General features: G+C 41.7%; 17 protein-coding genes. 11 read left to right on the top strand and 6 right to left on the bottom strand.

Going from position 1 to position 17,150, the window contains the following annotated elements:
- Nucleotides 1–329: 329 nt before the first annotated feature.
- The 4 genes from L2764_RS21410 to bepA all read right to left on the bottom strand — a co-directional run bounded on the left by L2764_RS21410 (nt 330) and on the right by bepA (nt 5,096).
- Entirely contained in the window at nt 330–2,501 is a 2,172-nt protein-coding gene (locus tag L2764_RS21410) for an alpha/beta hydrolase family protein (protein WP_248942373.1), read from the bottom strand.
- A 236-nt stretch (nt 2,502–2,737) separates the two neighbouring features.
- Nucleotides 2,738–3,112 (bottom strand): DUF2069 domain-containing protein, encoded by a 375-nt coding sequence (locus L2764_RS21405; protein WP_248942372.1) that lies wholly within the window; start codon nt 3,110–3,112, stop codon nt 2,738–2,740.
- A 5-nt stretch (nt 3,113–3,117) separates the two neighbouring features.
- Entirely contained in the window at nt 3,118–3,477 is a 360-nt protein-coding gene (gene arsC, locus L2764_RS21400) for an arsenate reductase (glutaredoxin) (RefSeq protein WP_248942371.1), read from the bottom strand.
- A gap of 140 nt (nt 3,478–3,617) precedes the next feature.
- Nucleotides 3,618–5,096: a beta-barrel assembly-enhancing protease gene (gene bepA / locus L2764_RS21395; protein WP_248942370.1), complete on the bottom strand. Its 1,479-nt coding sequence runs from the start codon at nt 5,094–5,096 to the stop codon at nt 3,618–3,620.
- A gap of 202 nt (nt 5,097–5,298) precedes the next feature.
- Here bepA and L2764_RS21390 point away from each other — a divergent pair, with 202 nt between their 5' ends.
- From L2764_RS21390 to L2764_RS21380, 3 genes are all read left to right on the top strand, one after another.
- Nucleotides 5,299–5,511 (top strand): sulfurtransferase TusA family protein, encoded by a 213-nt coding sequence (locus L2764_RS21390; RefSeq protein WP_248942369.1) that lies wholly within the window; start codon nt 5,299–5,301, stop codon nt 5,509–5,511.
- Nucleotides 5,512–5,693: 182 nt separating this feature from the next.
- Entirely contained in the window at nt 5,694–6,758 is a 1,065-nt protein-coding gene (locus L2764_RS21385) for an AI-2E family transporter (RefSeq protein ID WP_248942368.1), read from the top strand.
- A gap of 75 nt (nt 6,759–6,833) precedes the next feature.
- On the top strand, nt 6,834–7,454 hold the full coding sequence (locus L2764_RS21380) for a LysE/ArgO family amino acid transporter (protein ID WP_248942367.1): 621 nt from the start codon (nt 6,834–6,836) through the stop codon (nt 7,452–7,454).
- A 66-nt stretch (nt 7,455–7,520) separates the two neighbouring features.
- Here the strand turns inward: L2764_RS21380 and bcp are convergent, their stop codons facing one another.
- Together bcp and L2764_RS21370 are read right to left on the bottom strand one after the other, a co-directional pair.
- Nucleotides 7,521–7,991: a thioredoxin-dependent thiol peroxidase gene (gene bcp / locus L2764_RS21375; RefSeq protein ID WP_248942366.1), complete on the bottom strand. Its 471-nt coding sequence runs from the start codon at nt 7,989–7,991 to the stop codon at nt 7,521–7,523.
- A complete protein-coding gene (locus L2764_RS21370) occupies nt 7,988–8,539 on the bottom strand; it encodes a glycine cleavage system transcriptional repressor (protein ID WP_248942365.1) in 552 nt (183 codons plus the stop codon). Before L2764_RS21370 ends, bcp begins: the two co-directional genes overlap by 4 nt.
- A gap of 390 nt (nt 8,540–8,929) precedes the next feature.
- Between L2764_RS21370 and dapA the strand changes: the two genes are divergently transcribed.
- From dapA to L2764_RS21330, 8 genes are all read left to right on the top strand, one after another.
- Entirely contained in the window at nt 8,930–9,814 is an 885-nt protein-coding gene (gene dapA / locus L2764_RS21365) for a 4-hydroxy-tetrahydrodipicolinate synthase (protein ID WP_248942364.1), read from the top strand.
- Nucleotides 9,815–9,818: 4 nt separating this feature from the next.
- Nucleotides 9,819–10,919 (top strand): NlpB/DapX family lipoprotein, encoded by a 1,101-nt coding sequence (bamC, locus tag L2764_RS21360; RefSeq protein ID WP_248942363.1) that lies wholly within the window; start codon nt 9,819–9,821, stop codon nt 10,917–10,919.
- Between the two features lie 230 nt (nt 10,920–11,149).
- Nucleotides 11,150–12,010 carry an RNase RNM gene (rnm, locus tag L2764_RS21355; protein ID WP_248942362.1) on the top strand — a complete coding sequence of 287 codons (861 nt, stop codon included), beginning with the start codon at nt 11,150–11,152 and terminating at the stop codon, nt 12,008–12,010.
- Nucleotides 12,007–12,627 (top strand): L-threonylcarbamoyladenylate synthase, encoded by a 621-nt coding sequence (locus L2764_RS21350; RefSeq protein WP_248942361.1) that lies wholly within the window; start codon nt 12,007–12,009, stop codon nt 12,625–12,627. The genes rnm and L2764_RS21350 overlap by 4 nt, the downstream gene beginning before the upstream one ends.
- Nucleotides 12,628–12,867: 240 nt before the next feature.
- Complete coding sequence (locus L2764_RS21345) at nt 12,868–13,656, top strand: segregation and condensation protein A (RefSeq protein ID WP_248942374.1); 789 nt, start codon at nt 12,868–12,870, stop codon at nt 13,654–13,656.
- A complete protein-coding gene (scpB, locus tag L2764_RS21340) occupies nt 13,657–14,262 on the top strand; it encodes an SMC-Scp complex subunit ScpB (RefSeq protein ID WP_248942360.1) in 606 nt (201 codons plus the stop codon).
- Nucleotides 14,255–15,121 carry a 23S rRNA pseudouridine(2605) synthase RluB gene (gene rluB, locus L2764_RS21335; protein ID WP_248942359.1) on the top strand — a complete coding sequence of 289 codons (867 nt, stop codon included), beginning with the start codon at nt 14,255–14,257 and terminating at the stop codon, nt 15,119–15,121. Before scpB ends, rluB begins: the two co-directional genes overlap by 8 nt.
- A 1,269-nt stretch (nt 15,122–16,390) precedes the next feature.
- Nucleotides 16,391–16,864 carry a hypothetical protein gene (locus tag L2764_RS21330; RefSeq protein ID WP_248942358.1) on the top strand — a complete coding sequence of 158 codons (474 nt, stop codon included), beginning with the start codon at nt 16,391–16,393 and terminating at the stop codon, nt 16,862–16,864.
- Nucleotides 16,865–17,150: the final 286 nt, after the last annotated feature.

Below are 17,150 nucleotides of genomic sequence, written 5' to 3'. Positions count from 1 at the left end.
ATGGTTATCTTGCCATGATTTTATCACTTTTGATGCACTCAAAGAGAGTGTAAAAAACATCATGGATAATTATCCGTCAAAATATACGATAACTTTTAGTTAAGCACTTATAAGTTAGAGGTTACGTCAGGATCTGCCGCCACTTTCCCCTTTTTACATTTATTGTTGTTAATCTGCCTATTTTTTATTTTCAGAATAATAAGTCATCGTTAGGATTGGTTTATCAATATGAAGATCATTATATTTTTATGACATCTAATAGATTAACTGACTATTTTAAATATATGTTTAGCCTGTGCGATAAGGCTTGTCATCTTTATTTTAGCCATTTATTCAAAACTGCCAATAAAATCATTCAACATATAAAACCCGCATAGAACGTGAGCGCCTGAGGGATCGAGTGTGAGCAAATTCAATAGCTTTTGATCCAGTGCAGCAATTACCCCTTCACTGGTGACTTCACACACACCTCGTGAGCTTGAGATATTATTGATAATGTCACTCTCAAGCAAGGTCGCCATATCATCATAATTCCCCTCAGTGACTAACACATCTTCTTCATATTGATATAGATAAATCGGAAAATTAATCTGGTTATCTATCATATAATCTTGCAGTGACACATCATTACCCGTATCACTGTCTAATAACGTGATGTCCGACATGCTGGTGAGACTGTTCTTAAACAGCAAAGATTTTAAGGTGTCGTACTCGTGAGTGTAAATATAAGCCAGTGCGAAACTGGGTTTGAGGGTATAAACGGTATTGCCCAATAAACTGGTTTCGAGAAAAATGTCATCATCATCGATATCTAGGCCGTAATACTCTCTAAATCCAGGTAAAATATAGCCTTTTAAAAACCCCACTTGATAGGGGACTAAGGCATATTCAGTGTAATTTAAATAATTTTCATCGCTATTATCGAAATAGGCGGCCATCATGCCGTCCATCGTTTTAGTGAGGTTATAAGGTCCTTCACCCGCCCACGTTGCTGCTAAGTTGGTATAGCCTTGGTATAAATATCTCAGCATTAGGGCGATAGTGGAATGCCCTCCTTGAGAATAGCCAAATAAAGTGGTTGAATTGGCTGTGATATCGATAGGGGTTTGTTCTGAATATTGCTCATTATAAAACTGCTGAAAGGCGTTGAGGGCATCGAGGCTAAAAGTAGCGGCGGCATCTTCAATCAAATAGGCGGGAATAGCCTCTTCGGCAACCCCATTACCTAAATAATATGAGGCGACGACAAAATAGCCATTGGAGGCGGCTAAGTTCCCTAATAATTGGGCTGCGCTGTCAGCTTTGCCTACATTTTCTCCGGTGTATTTTTGGTAGCTTAATATTTTCATTTCATCACTGTCTAACTGTGAGTCTACCGCAGAGGCTGGAAAGGCAATATAGGCTGAAAGTTCGATGGTATTACCGTCGGGCGTTGCTGAATAATAAGTGATTGTGGTGGTGTAAACACTTTGATCGTAAGGGGGAATAGCAACATAAGGAAAAACAGGATAAATAAGTGCCCGCTCCGCAACGGTTAAATTAAGCTCATCGATATAAGATTGTTTTAATTCTTCTTTAGTATATAACGTCGGGGTGGTAAAGCTGGTAAAACTCCCTTGCTGCTGAGTACTACTGGTGAAGTTGACGATTTCATCATCGTTTTTTGTGATTGAGTATTTTGCACTGGTTGCGCTGATATTGAGATCGAAGACTTGTTCCTGTGAGTGGTTATAGATATTTTCTGTTTTACTGATAGTTTGTTTAGTCGTGAGCTGATGTTCAAAAATAGTGTCTCTGTGTAAAACATAGTTTGCGTCGTTGTCAATGTTGGAATAGCCAAAATCGGAGGCTCTAAGCTCATGGGGGAGTGGGACGGTTAAGCCTAAGGTGAGATCGGAAGGGTCATAAAAGCTGGATTGTGGTTGTATATAGCGATGAAAAGCGATGGCTGCAGCAGACTCGGAGATGAGTTGCCCTCGTCCAGTGTTGGCAAGAAACAGCGATTTAAGTTCATCAAATATCAGTAAATTGATCTCAAAATTATCGGTGGTAGAACTAAAATTAACGGTGGATTCATGAATGCTTTCGAGCTTGCCAACCTCAACTATTTGGATCCCATTACTGCTGTTTGAGTCTTCATCCAATGTCATCAGTAGTCGATTAATATTGATAGGGATATTGATATCTTGATAAGAGTCATACCAACTGCTTAAGCTGATAATGGCGTTGGAGGTAAGTTTAGGAAATAAAATATTTCTGTCAGCAGTCCCTAAATAGAAGACAATGTCTTCACCTTCTTGATATTGAAATTCACCATTGTCATTGGTTACGCCAGCGTGTGTCGACGTCACATAAGGTAATTGGCTGACCGGACCATTATTGAGTAACACGCCTGTTTTAACTTCCGTTTGTGTTTGAGTAATGGTACTCGAGCTGCTGTCATTACATGCACTGATGAATACGGTCAGGCTGGCGAAGAGTAATAGCGAGGCGATTTTCATTTTGGCTTTCCAAGTATTGAGCAATTTAGGGTTACTTGGATATAACACTAGATGAGGCGGGTTTATTTAGCCATTGAGATTGACTTTATAGGTAGATAAAATGTAAAACAGTTTATTTTAGTCATTTGAATTAATCCTAAGTAATATGGGCGTCATTGGCACAAGGTTACTTAGGATTGAAGACGCTAGCGATTGATGAAGAGGTCGGTGATAAAGTAAACCTTGTTCGTTTAGGTTTAAGCCTTCTTTTGTTTTTTGAGCCCTAAGCCTAATTCTCTGCCTCGCATGCGGGCATAAAAAGGAAAGCCAATTAATAATGCCCCAATGAGTATCACTTCACTGAGAGCGAAGATAAATTGATCTTGCGTCACGTAAAGCAAGGTTAATCCATGCAGCATATACAAACACAGAATAAAGCTACCCCAAGCATAAGTATAAGGATCACCTTTAATGACGCCTTTTAGGGGGGATATCAAGGGTAATATCCACAGTATACTGAATATGAGTGAATATTCTCCACTCATGCCTTGATGGATAAATTGTGCGCCTAAGAGCAATACCAGTAAGCAATAGCCCGCTCGGCAGACAGTAAAAAGGGTATTCGTGTTCATGATGACTAATCCAGAGGAAGTAAGGTTAAGACATTTTCAGGTGGGCGGCCAATGACGGCTTGGTTATTGGCTAATACAATCGGGCGCTCAATCAGCTTAGGGTTTTGTACCATGGCTTGGATGAGTGCATGATTGCTGAGAGTTTCATCATCTAAACTCAGTGCCTTGTATTCTGCTTCTTTTTTGCGCATTAATTCTCTTGGGGTTAACCCTAATAGCGTCAGAATATGAGTGAGGGTCTGTTCACTTGGTGGGTTTTTTAAGTACTCAATGATGGTGATCTGAGCGTTATTTTCTTCTAATAATGTGAGAGTCTGTCTGCTTTTTGAACATCGAGGGTTATGGTATATGCTGACTTGTGTCATAACAAGGTTGATCCTATGTGTAATATCAGGCTTATGATACTGTAAAGCCGCGCGTTGGCCAATTAAACTTATAGTGGGTGTGTCTCTTGGACACTCAATGTCGATCCGTGTTCAAGAGATAACATGAATATTGAGTCCGATCATTTTAAGCTCTCGAGTGTTTTTTCAGATTGTTTAAACTGTTGAATACGTGCATTAATTCTTGCGAGTTGTAAGGGGTTTCCTTTCGAAAAACGATAGGCATAATTGAGTTGATCGATCGCATTTTTATAATCGGCCATTAGGGCTAAGGATTCTGCTTTAACAAAATATGCCATGGCCTTATTATTGAGTTTTTTATAGGCCGTTTCCAGTAGACTGTAAGCAATTTGATCGTCTTTATTTAAGAAAATCAAATCTTCTAATAAAGGGATGGCATTATTGGGCTCACCGGCTTCGATATAGGCATTGGCTAAATTGGTATTAATGACGTTGGAAGTTGGTTTAAGTTGTTGGCGTTTTAGTAACATCTTAATGGCGATTTTATATTCTTGTTTTTCCAGTAATAAGTCTGTTTCGGTATCAATATAAAAAACGTTATATTTATCTTTGGCTAATAATGTATCGATGATTTCTTTTGATTCATCCATTTTTTTTAACCGAAATAATGCTAAGGCTTTGCCATAGAGGGCTGCATTTTTAAAGGTGTAGCTTTTATCTTTTAATTGTTGTTCAAATAAACTCAATGCGGCTTCTGGGCTGTAGTTTGAAAAGCGAACTTGTATTCGGGCTTTCGCTAATTGAAAGTTGACATTATCGGGCACAAAGCGATTGGGATATTGCATGGCGCGATTACGAGCATCGGTAATACGAGACTCGGGTAAGGGGTGAGTCAGTAGCATTTGGGGGGGGGTTGTCGTATAACGATAGCGGGCAGCGAGTTTTGCAAAAAAACTGGCAGTAGCTTTAGGATCAAAGCCAGCATTGACCATGACTTGTGTGCCTAACCTATCGGCCTCTTTTTCATTGGAACGCGTATAGTTAATTTTAGCTTGGGTTGAGAGCGCTTGGGTGGTGGCAAGGGCGGCCATTCCAGCTTGAGGAGCCGCAATGGTGAGTAAAATAGCGCCTAGCATACTGGCCATCGTTGCGGTGGATGTTTTTTCTTGTGCTTCTAATGAACGCGCCAAGTGGCGTTGAGTCACATGGGTAATTTCATGACTTAGGACCGAAGCGAGTTGACTTTCGTTGTCAGCATTTAAAAATAACCCTGTATGCACGCCTACGTGGCCGCCAAAGAAGGCAAATGCATTGATTTCATCATTTCTTATAAGGAAGAAATAAAAGGGGGTTTTCACATCTTGAGCATGGGCGACAAGTTTGTTCCCTAGTTCAGTAATATATTGGTTAAGCACCGGATCATTGAGCACCGGGCTGGATGAGCGGATCAGCCGCATATAAGCATCACCATAAATGGCTTCTTTTTCTAAGCTAAAGGTATTGACCGCAGCAGTGCCCAAATCGGGTAATTCAGTGCTGCCTATGCCCATAGCGGGGCTGATAGAGATCAGCAATGATAAGGCACTTGCTAATATTTTTTTTGAAAATGTATGTTTACTCAAGTGGATCCTTATTAACATCTACAGATTAAGGCGACTGCTTTACAGCTCATATAGTCTCTCTATTTTTCATCAATCAACGACACTATTTGGTTTGTTTCTGCTTATTTTGTGAGGACTTTTTTCAACGTAACACGCTTTTTGTCTTAACAAGATAATGTTTGCTTGTAGTTTCGTTTACTTACTAGGATAATAGGCAAAGTTTGTTTATAGCAAGTTGATTATGAATATTATTGATTTAACAAGTGATGTTTGCCCGTTAGCGTTAGTTAAATTAAAATTGGCGTTAAAGCAACCGCTAGGCGGTCCGTTACTTGTGTTATTGTCAGACCCCGGTTCTAAACAAGATGTTCCCTCATTTTTAAAAAAAAAGGGTTATCGTTACGAAAATGTATCTCATTGTGCTGGTATCGTACAGTTGAAAGTGTATCCCTGAATAAAGTCAGCTTCCAATAAAGTGTCACGTTTGTTGGTTCTTAATGTGTCAGGATGGTTGTATGATTATGATGTTCCCCATCGTTAGTATTGCTCAAAATGGTTAAATCTCTTAGGAAAAAATGGCGCCCAGTCGTCTTATTTTCATCTATTCTTGTAGTGTAAACCCTCTTAGGAAGTCACATGTTTTCCATTATTAGTCATTGGTATAAAACGCGATTTAGCGATCCTCAAGCCGTTACTTTAGTTTTAATTTTGTTGGGTGGCGGGTTAATTTTGTATTTTGCTGCGGGCATATTAGCCCCTTTACTCGTTGCGTTGGTGTTAGCCTTTTTGTTGGAGTGGCCCGTTGAAAAAATGGGCAGGCTGGGGATAAAAAGAACGGTGGCAACCTCTATCGTGTTATTACTTTTTTTAGGTCTCTGCGTACTCATTATTTTTGGTTTAGTGCCGAGTATTTGGCGACAAGGCGTGGCCTTAACGTCTGATTTACCTTCCATGCTTGACCAGGGACTGAAGACAATACAAGCGTATATTAACCAATACCCTCAATGGGTGAATACCGATCAGCTTGATGTCATGATTTTAGAAATCAAGAAGATGTTAGATACCCAACATTTATTGAATGTGGGTAAACATTTACTGGGATATTCTGCGTCATTATTAGTGCTAATGGTTTATGCCATTCTTGTACCGTTATTGGTGTTCTTCTTTTTAAAAGATAAGCACAGTTTAATTAAGAAGAGTACTCGCTTTTTTCCAAAAAATAGAGAGTTGTCTCAACGAGTATGGCGTGAAATGCATCAACAGATTTTAAATTATATTCGCGGTAAAGTGATTGAAATCATGATAGTTGGGGTCGTGAGTTATATTTTCTTTGCGGTGATGGATTTACGTTATGCCGCATTATTGGGTGTATTAACGGGATTGTCAGTACTGATTCCTTATGTGGGGGCGACACTCGTCACCTTGCCCATTGCTTTAGTCGCTTTTTTCCAGTGGGGCATTACGCCTGAATTTGGTTACTTAATGTTAGGCTATGGGATTATTCAAGCGCTTGACGGTAATGTGTTAGTGCCGATTGTTTTTTCTGACGCCGTGGATCTACATCCGGTGTTTATTATTGCAGCCGTACTCATTTTCGGCGGTCTTTGGGGTGTGTGGGGGGTATTCTTTGCGATACCGTTAGCCTCATTAATTAAAGCGGTGGTCAATGCTTGGCCAGTGCCTGAAGACGTGAGTATCTAGGCCAAGTCATCGATTGAATAAGGCAAGAATGGAAGCCGTCATTTTCAATGATGATGTTTAAACGGAAGGGATGATATGGAAATGGCATTTCTGCAAGGTTTTGGGTTAGGTGGCAGTCTCGTCGTTGCAGTGGGTGCCCAAAATGCGTTTATTTTAAAACAAGGCTTAAAGCAATCTCATCCTTTGTTAATCGCTGCGCTGTGTTCATGCATTGATGCCCTGATGATCACCTTTGGGGTATTGGGTTTTGGCCGAGTGGTGGTGGCGTTTCCTGTTATTATTAATGTGGCGCGTATTGGAGGGGCTTTATTTTTGTTTACATACGGTGCACATGCACTTTATATGTCTTTTCAACATAGTCGTAAATTATCGACTGACATGAAACAAGTGGAATCAATACCTCGTGTATTATTGCTTACATTAGGATTGAGTTTATTAAACCCAAGTTTGTATTTAGATACTGTGTTATTGCTGGGCAGTATTAGTGTCCAATTTCAAGGTGTTGAGCGAGTTTTATTTGCAGTCGGGGCCATTATGGCTTCATTAGGTTGGTTTTTTAGCTTAAGTTTTGGGACTAAATACTTAAGTCCGGCTTTTAATCAACCGCAAGCTTGGGTTTATCTTGATAGGGCTATTTGCTTGATTATGTGGTCTATTGCGCTGATATTAATGGCGCCTTATATTTTAGCATCATGATTTCAAAGTGCCCAAGTGGACGTGATAGCGACGAACACTTGGGATAATGCGGATTAAACTTATTTATTATTGGGCTTGTAAGTACGCCAGCACGACGTCATGGTGATCTTTGGTTTTAAACTTATTAAAAACATGGCTCACATTGCCATCTTGTCCAATTAAAAAGCTTAATCTGTGGATGCCATCATATACTTTGCCCATAAACTTTTTCTCGCCCCACACCCCAAAGGCATCGGCGATGGCATGATCTTCATCACTAAGCAGTGAAAAATTGAGTTCGTGTTTATCGGCAAACTTACCGAGTTTAGCGACCGGATCGGGACTCATGCCCAGTACGGTAACATTGGCATTCTCTAGCGGTGTTTTGCTGTCTCTTAAGCCACAAGCTTGCACGGTACAGCCAGGGGTCATCGCTTTCGGATAGAAATAAACCAATACCGGCCTCTTCGCTAAACAGGTTGCTAATGAGATGCTCTGTTGATGTTGGTCGGTTAAGGTGAAATTGGGCGCTTTATCGCCTGCTTTTAATGTATTCATTGTGAGATAAGATCCTGAGTAGAGACATCTTGCATGCGCTGAATGGTGCATTGGAGTGACAGTTCATGAGCAAGTTGATTAATATTGACTTCGAGCGTGTCGACTGTGGCGGTTTCGGGGACATTGATACTTAAAAAAACATGTTGGATGGGCGATCCCGCCTGTTCTTCTGAATAGGATCGCACTGCAGCAAGGTCAAGTGACTGATCGGCTAAAAATTGAGTGATTTTTTGCATGGTACCACGTTGATCAACGCCATTGAATGTCACTTCTAAACGAGAAGGGTAATGCGGCGCTGTGTGTTTGGACGTCCGTTTCATCACTGTCATCATTTCTAGAGTAACGCTTAATTCGGGTAGTAGGGTTTCCATTTTAGAAATGGCACTCCAAGAGCCGGAAAGCATCATGATAAGGGTAAATTCGTTACCGAATAATGCCATTCGACTGTCGACAATATCACAGTCACAGTCACTGGCTAATCGTGCGAACTTACTGACAATGCCAGAGCGATCTGAGCCCATTGATGTGACAACCAAGTGATTGGACATTCGACTTCCTTATTATTAATTAAAATATTAGCCGCAATGCGGCTTTTATCGATTTTGCTGGACTAATGCTATCACAACTTAATAATTTTGCGATCATAGTCCGGTTTCAAAAGGGGTGGCGTTAATGAATTCATCGGGGAGTTGATTGAAATGTGTTAAATTAATCATCTAGTTTAACTATATGAATTAAAGCAATAAAATCAAGTTTTTTTGTTGGACTGAAATGATCGATATTAACGCGAATGATGCTGAAGAATTTAATGAGATCAGCGCAGCCCTCAACTTATCCTTATCTGCGTTGCGGTAAAAAGAGTGAGAGAGTAGACTAGGGCTTGTTTTTAAACCTTGTCATCAGTACCATAGCCAATCCTGAATCCTTGGGGAAGACACATGATAACCGGAAGCATTGTAGCCTTAATCACACCAATGAATTGTGATGGCACAGTAGATTTTGCAAGCCTAGAACAACTCGTCGAATACCATATTGCTCAAGGGACTGATGCCATAGTGGCAATAGGCACCACGGGTGAGTCAGCAACATTACCCGCAGCAGAACATATTGAAGTGGTTGCCCAAGTGGTGAAGTTCGCCGCGGGTCGGATCCCTATTATTGGTGGTAATGGCGCCAATTCCACTGCCGAAGCCATTGAATTAACGCAAGGGCAAGCCAAAGTCGGTGTTGTCGCTATGCTAGGTGTCACGCCTTATTACAATAAACCGTCTCCTAAAGGTTTGATCGCACATTTTAAAGCGGTTGCAGCCAGCACGGATATCCCTCAAATTTTATATAATGTCCCCGGTCGTACCGCTGTGGATATGTTACCGGAAACGGTGGCGGAATTAGTGAGTGTGCCAAATATTATCGGCATTAAAGAAGCCACTGGGGATTTATCCCGCGTGGCGCGCCTGCGCGAGCTGTGTGGTCCTGATTTCTTGTTATACAGCGGTGATGATGATACCGGGCGTGAATTTATTGAATTAGGCGGAAATGGTATTATTTCGGTAGCCAATAATATCGTGCCTAAACAGTTTAAAGATATGTGTGATGCCGCGCTTGCGGGTGATAGCCAAAAAGCCAAAATCATTGAATCTCCAATGAAAGGATTGTTCTCAGTATTGTTTTGCGAAGCGAATCCTATCCCTGTAAAGTGGGCAGCTCATCGTATGGGCTTGATCACCAATGGTAAAATTCGTCTCCCTTTGACGGAACTTTCTGATGAGTATCATGGTCTGTTGTTAGAAGAAATGAAAAATGCCCGAATAGAGGTTAATTAATATAATGCTAAAGCAAGTCACACCACTGATCCTTATTGTAGCTGTTTCAGCTTGCAGTACGTCCATGGAACGAAGACAAGCCGATGGTGCTGAGAAGTATGCCAATACAAAGGCGACGTCCGATCTTATTATTCCAACGGGGTTATTAACGCCGAAATACAGCTTGGAATATGCGATCCCCCCTTTAGGTGCTAAGGCTGATCCTAAGCAAATCGGTCCCGCTTTAGATATTCGTCCTCCTTTACAGGTTCTGCCGATGGCGGAAGGAACCCGAGTCGAAGAAGGTGATGATAATATTAAAGTGGTGGTTGAAACCATTGGTACCGATGTCGATCTTAAACAAGAATTGTTTAGTGATGTTAAAGAGTATTTAGCAAAAGAAGCGATCAAGATCCGTCAAGAAGATTTTGATGCGGGTAGCATAGAAACAGATTGGATCACCACCAAAGAAGTGGTTGACTCGAGTATGTGGGGAGAAGATAAGGTCTTTGTTCTTCGCCAGCGTTACTTGTTTGATATTACGGTGAGTCCACATGGACGCACTGGCGATTTAACCATTAGTTTGGTTGAACATGAGCAAAGTTATAATGGTGAGCCACAAGATATTTTATTAACTGCAGGTGATAAACGTCGTTATACTATTGATATGCTTAATGAAGCAGTGAGCTACATTGGTATTAAACGTGAGCATGCACTTAAGAATAAGCGTTTACAAGACAGCCAAGGTATTGATGTTAGTTTGATTGATGATGGTGATGAATCGCCGTATTGGTTAGCGGATGCAGGTTATAAACGAACGTGGGAAAGATTAAGTATCGTCTTACCTGAGATGGGCTTTGATATTACCGATACGGATCCCAATTTGGGGGTGTATTTTGTGAAGGTGGAGGATGACTCCGGTTTCTGGAGCTCGATTTGGAGTGACAATGATGTGACGCTTCCTGAAGGGGATTATCGGATCACCTTGAAAGATGTGCCTGGCGATCTAAAGAAAACGTCCCTTTATCTTACCGATGCAGATGACAAAGCGGTGAGTGATGAGATGATTAAACAAGTTTATGCCACTTTATCTGATTTGATGCAAGAAAAACGTAAAGTGAGGTAGCGTGTATACTGACTTGAGAGAGGAAGAGGGCTAGGGTCTTTTTATCTCAATGTCTTGACTGTTGAAAATGCCAATCAAATTATTTGATTGGCATTTTTTATGATATTTAGCGTATTGTGCATGATTGAATACATTGGAATGATGGGTAAAATTTTCACAAGGTCGATTAATTGTTTATTATGTTCATTTAAATCCCCTAATGGATTAAAACTCAAGTAGAATGCGCCCCCATGACAGATGAAATAATATTGACTGATTTACACAGTCACACGACAGCATCAGATGGGCTGTTAACCCCCTCTGAGTTAATCGATCGCGCCATCTCAAAAGGCGTGCAGGTTTTTGCGATTACCGATCATGATACGACGGCCGGTCTTGCAGAGGCTCATGCCTATAATAGTGCGCATGAAACGCCGTTAACCTTGATTAATGGGGCTGAAATTTCAACCCGCTGGAACAGTTTTGATATCCACATAGTGGCATTAAAGATTAATGTGGATAATCCCGTTTTAGCCACTTTTCTTGAAAATCAGCGGAGACTGCGCACTGATAGAGCCAAAGAAATCGGTGAACGTTTATTAAAAGCGGGCATTGAAGGGGCCTATGAAGGGGCGAAACGTTATGCGGGAGATGCGGCCATTAGCCGAGGACATTATGCTCGCTGGTTAGCAGAGAAAGGGTATGCGACCAATATGGCCAATGTGTTTAAGCGTTACTTAGCCCGCGGTAAAACAGGTTATGTGCCGAATAATTGGGGCAGTATGGCTGAGGCGATTGAGGTGATCCACCAAGCGGGAGGTGTCGCGGTGTTAGCGCATCCTAATGGCTATAAATTATCGGCTAAATGGGTTAAACGTTTAGTGCGAGAGTTTAAAGAATCCGGTGGGGATGCGATGGAAGTCGTGCTAGGCCAGCAAGCGATTGATGATAGAGCTCAGCTTATTGCGTTGAGTGTATTGAATAATTTATCTTGCTCTTTAGGCAGTGATTTTCACTTTCCGAGTAGCTGGATAGAATTAGGTCGAAATTTGTTTCAGCCCAAAGGCGTGAATTGGGTTTGGCAATCAACACGTTGGATGGAAGCAAAATGAGTCAGTTTTTTTACGTACATGAAGATAATCCGCAGGCGAGATTAATTAATCAAACAATTAATGCGTTAAAAAATGGGGGGGTGATTGTTTACCCTACTGATTCGGGTTATGCACTTGGTTGTTTAATTGGTGACAAAAATGCCATGGGCCGTATTGCTCAAATAAGGCAAATCGATAATGATCATGATTTCTCCTTGATGTGCCGCGATCAATCTGAATTGTCGACATATGCTAAGGTCGATAATCAAGCTTATCGCGTGCTGAAACATAATACCCCGGGCGCGTATACGTTTATTTTTAAAGCGACGAAAGAAGTCCCTAAACGTTTGCAAAACCCTAAAAAGAAAACCATTGGGATCCGCGTTCCTGATAATGTGATTGCATTGGCTTTGTTAGCAGCATTGGGGGAGCCGTTGATGTCGACCAGTTTGATTTTGCCAGGGCAGGACTTTACTGAGTCTGATCCTGAGCATATTCGCGATATCTTGGAACACCAAGTGGATGTGATTGTTCATGGCGGCTATTTAGGTGAAAAACCGACCACAGTGATTGATTTATCCGAAGGTGATATTCATGTTTTACGTGAAGGCGCTGGAGATGTGGCTCCCTTTCTTTAATTGTGAGTCAGTTACAGGTATAATCGCGCACTTTGTGATGGGGATGTAAAGGGGGTTACAGCGAAAAAGTAGTGATATAGCGCGATGCTTTATTTGCATAAACGTTATTATTGGTGCATTTTTAAAGGGGGATCATTTGAGTCAGATTGTGTTTTCTGCTCACGTTATTACCCTGTAGACTCTCCCCGTTAACTAAACGGTGTGATTGATTATCGATAAGAGGATAAACGGATGGAAGGGATCCAAGCGATCCAAGAGCCATTACCCTTAGCCGTGATCCGAGGGGAGCCGGTGAAGGCTTTTCCTAAAGATCTTTTCATTCCTCCTGAAGCCTTGGAAGTCTTTTTAGAGTCTTTTGAAGGGCCATTAGATTTATTGCTGTATTTGATCCGTAAGCAAAAATTGGATGTGGTGGATTTACCCATTCATGCGATTACGGAACAATATTTAGAATACGTGGCTTATTTACAAGGCAGTAAGGTTGAACTCGCGGCAGATTATTTAGTGATGGCTGCGACATTGGCTGAGATTAAGTCTCGTTTGTTGTTACCTAGGCCTGAATTAGGTGTTGAGGAGGAAGAGGATCCTCGTTGGCAATTGATCCGGCAGCTAAAAGCCTATGAAGTAATTAAAGAAGCGCAATCTCAGTTAGATCAGTTGCCGAGGTTAGAGCGGGATTTTTTTCAAGCGCGAGCGACACCGGCTGATAATATTAAGCCAGAGCTGTTACCTGTGGACGTGTCATTAAGCGATTTAGCGCGTGCTTTTTCTGGCGTGCTTAAGCGCGTGGCGGTGCATGAACATCATCATATTGAGCGTGAAGTATTATCCACCCGTGAACGTATGACACAAATCTTAGCGAAATTAAAAGGGCAGGATTATTTGCCGTTTGACGCTTTGTTTGAACTCAGTGAAGGACGCAGTGGTGTGGTGGTCAGTTTTTTAGCCCTAATGGAACTTGTTAAGGAGTTGCTTGTTGAATTGATACAAGCCGAACCTTTTTCATTAATACATGTAAAGGCCTATTAATTGTCTCAGATAAATGAAAAGCAACTTAAGCAGTTAATTGAGGCGAGTTTGTTTGTTTTGGCTAAGCCAATGACAATTAAAGCATTAAAAGAAACCGTTTTGTCTCAATTAACGGTATCAAGGGATACCATTCAAGCAGCGATTGAACAACTACAAGCCGATTATGAGGGCCGGGGCGTTCAATTAGTGAAAGTGGCGGGGGGTTATCGCTTTCAAACGTTAACGGAATTGAGCCCCTTATTACAGCCGCTTTGGCAAGAGAAGCCGCCTAAATACTCCAGAGCGACACTGGAGACGATAGCGGTTATTGCTTATCGTCAACCCGTCACTCGTGGCGATATTGAACGAGTGCGAGGGGTGGCTGTTAGCAGCCACATTATTAAAACATTGCAAGATAGAAATTGGATTAAAGCGGTGGGCCATAAAGAAGTGCCGGGAAGGCCGACTCTATATGCCACCACGACTGATTTCTTAGGATATTTTGGCTTAGAGAGCATAACAGCCTTACCGCTGTTAACGGATCGAGAGTCATTGGAGGGGCTTTTTTCGAATGAGAAAATTGCGCCAGAACATTTAGAATCAATAGAAGAGTCTACTAATGAGTGAAAAATTGCAGAAAGTCTTGGCCCGTGCAGGCCATGGCTCCCGTCGTGAGATGGAGGCATGGATTGCTGCAGGTCGAGTTAGTATTGACGGTGAAATAGCAAAACTCGGTGATCGGGTTGAATCTGACGTAAAAGTGCGCCTTGATGGTCGTGCGGTGTCGATTAAATCTGAAGAGGATGTGGTATGCCGTGTCATTGCGTATCATAAACCGGAAGGTGAAATATGCAGTCGTAAAGATCCTGAAGGGCGACCCACCGTTTTCGATCGCTTACCCCGTACTAAAGATTCACGCTGGGTGGCGGTGGGACGTTTAGATATTAATACGTCTGGTTTACTCTTGTTTACCTCAGACGGTGAATTAGCCAACCGTTTAATGCACCCATCCAATGAGGTCGAGCGTGAATATGCCGTGCGCACCTTTGGTGAGGTGAGTGATGCGTGTATTCAACGCCTTCGTAAAGGCGTGACGCTTGAAGATGGCCCCGCAAGCTTTGATAAAGTGAAACCTGCTGGTGGGGAGGGCATGAACAAATGGTGGCATGTATCGCTTGCTGAAGGCCGTAATCGTGAAGTGCGTCGTTTATGGGAATCGCAAGAAGTGCAAGTGAGTCGTTTGATCCGTATCCGTTATGGTGCTATCGAATTGCCTAAATCATTGCCTCGTGGCGGTTGGATAGAGTTGCCGATTGAACAAGTGAACTACTTGCGTCAAACTGCCAGTATGGAAGCCGAGACACGCAGTCTACTGGGTACCGATAAGCACAGTGTGGCGCGTAGTAAAGTCCGTGGTGCTAAAATTCGTCGTGCAGTGCGTAAGCACAAGGCTGTGGCGAGTAAACCGGCACGCCAACGCAGTTAGGCTAAATCCCCTTTAGCTGGTGATTTAGCGTGAGTACGTTTGATTGAACCGAAAGGCCACATTAAGTGGCCTTTCGTTTATTGACATCCTGCTAATTAAGCTTCGCTTAATGGAAGATCGTGAGTTCCCATCCACACTGGGATTAGGAGGACTGCTCGTCCTTATCCTCCTAATGACCTCCATAACGCCCAGCGGAGTGTGCTTTCAAATGAAAGTTGATGACATTTTATATTTGAATTTAATTGGTATTGGTTAAGTGTGTTTGGATTGCATTGATTCAGCTGTATCAATTGCCTGCGGCAGGCTCTTGTGCAGATACCTCTGAGACACACTACAAGTACAGTCCATGTAAGTTCGACGATGGCTTCCCTGCCATCAACGGTCACAGCTGCATCTACACTGGGTTTTAAAAAGCAGGTGAATTCCTTCTATTCGAGTTTTTGAACATTTAAATGTGTGTTTGTTAGTCGAATTTTCATGGATATTCATTGCCTGCGGCAGGTTAAGATCGTGAGTTCCCACTCACACTGGGGCAAGAAGGACTGCTCGTCCTAACGATATCCCTATCTAAAGGCCAGCCAAATATCCCTATTTGTCGCTCAAAGAGGCCATTATAATGGCCTTCACCCTCCTACATTCCGACGGAATTTATTTTTATCACCTGCGGTGAGGCTAATAATAATTAAGCTTCGCTTAATAGAAGATCGTGAGTTCCCACTCACACTGGGGCAAGAAGGACTGCTCGTCCTTATCCTCCTTGCATTCACCATAACGCCCAGACGAAATTACCTGCTATTAGGTACGAGCTTCATGCTTATCCAAAAAATCATTAACGCTTCCGATGGAACGTCCTGTCCCGCGAAAGCTAACCGTATATCCCTATACGCTTCACATGATTTTGTTGATCGCATTTCAGCAATTTCGATGGGGATCTTAAAGGCAAAAGTTAAAACAAAAGCAGTGGCTTTCTTCGAATGGGATTTTTGAATCGAGCGCCATTGTTTATATAACTACCTACATTCTTTATTTTGTTCAAGACTAAACAAAGAGAAAAGCGTCATTTACTCAGTTGTGAGGCAGATCATGGAATTACTCTTGTTTTCTTATTGTTTAAAACAATTTATTTACATAAGTAACGTTTGAGAGTACTTTTGCTGGTTAGCGTGTGTTGGATAGTGCGAGGGAAGAGTATTGATCAGTTTGTTGGGTAAGGGCTGTGGTCATAAAGCATGTGCAGAATATGAAGGTTATGTTTAAAGGAGTGTTGAATTGAATCCAGATCCATTTTACGGAAATGTTTATTTTGATTCTTGTGCCTTTGATGGTGGAAATGAAGTGGAGCAAGAGGCTTCGTTAAAGGCTAGAGAGCTATTCGAAGACAATGAGCGGTATGTAGAGATTCTTCACTCAGTTGCAAAAGAGATTGATTTTCCTAATACGCCACAATGGGTGAAAAGTGAATCTGTCGATCTTATCTATACAATTGAGGTAGAACTCACCCAACTTGAAATAGAACAACTCAGACAGGTTGAAATTTTGGTTGTTGGCAATGGTAGCATAGATAAAATGCGGTCCGATTGTCGCCATATTTTCGAAGCACAGAAGTATGGTCGCTATTTTGTATCCACTGATAAACGTATATTAAAAAAGTCGGGTGAAATTAAGTCTAACTTTGGTTTATACGTCATAAAACCCTCTGAGTTTCTTGAAACGTTGGAATATTACGTTGTGAATAGAACATAACAATGTATTTAAATATAACTAAAGTAGTAGGTTATATTTGTCTTCGCTACACATTATAACCCACTATTTTAGTCCTCTTAATACGGAGTTACATGCCAGAGCATATTTTATAGATCTGTGTAAGTGCTTAGGTAAAAGTTTTCAAAGCTTGGGTTTAGCCCTTTAGATAGCGCTACCCCCAGGGCGGGATCGCACTTTGTTAACAAAGATTGAATCTGCTGAATTACTGTGATCTAATCGCACCTCACTTTCTGAGAGGTAACCCAATGACCCTGATCGAACACCT

The organism is Shewanella surugensis (genome assembly GCF_023284005.1).
In the GTDB taxonomy this organism is placed as follows: Bacteria; Pseudomonadota; Gammaproteobacteria; order Enterobacterales; family Shewanellaceae; genus Shewanella; species Shewanella surugensis.
This window is presented reverse-complemented; position numbering and strand designations above follow the sequence as displayed.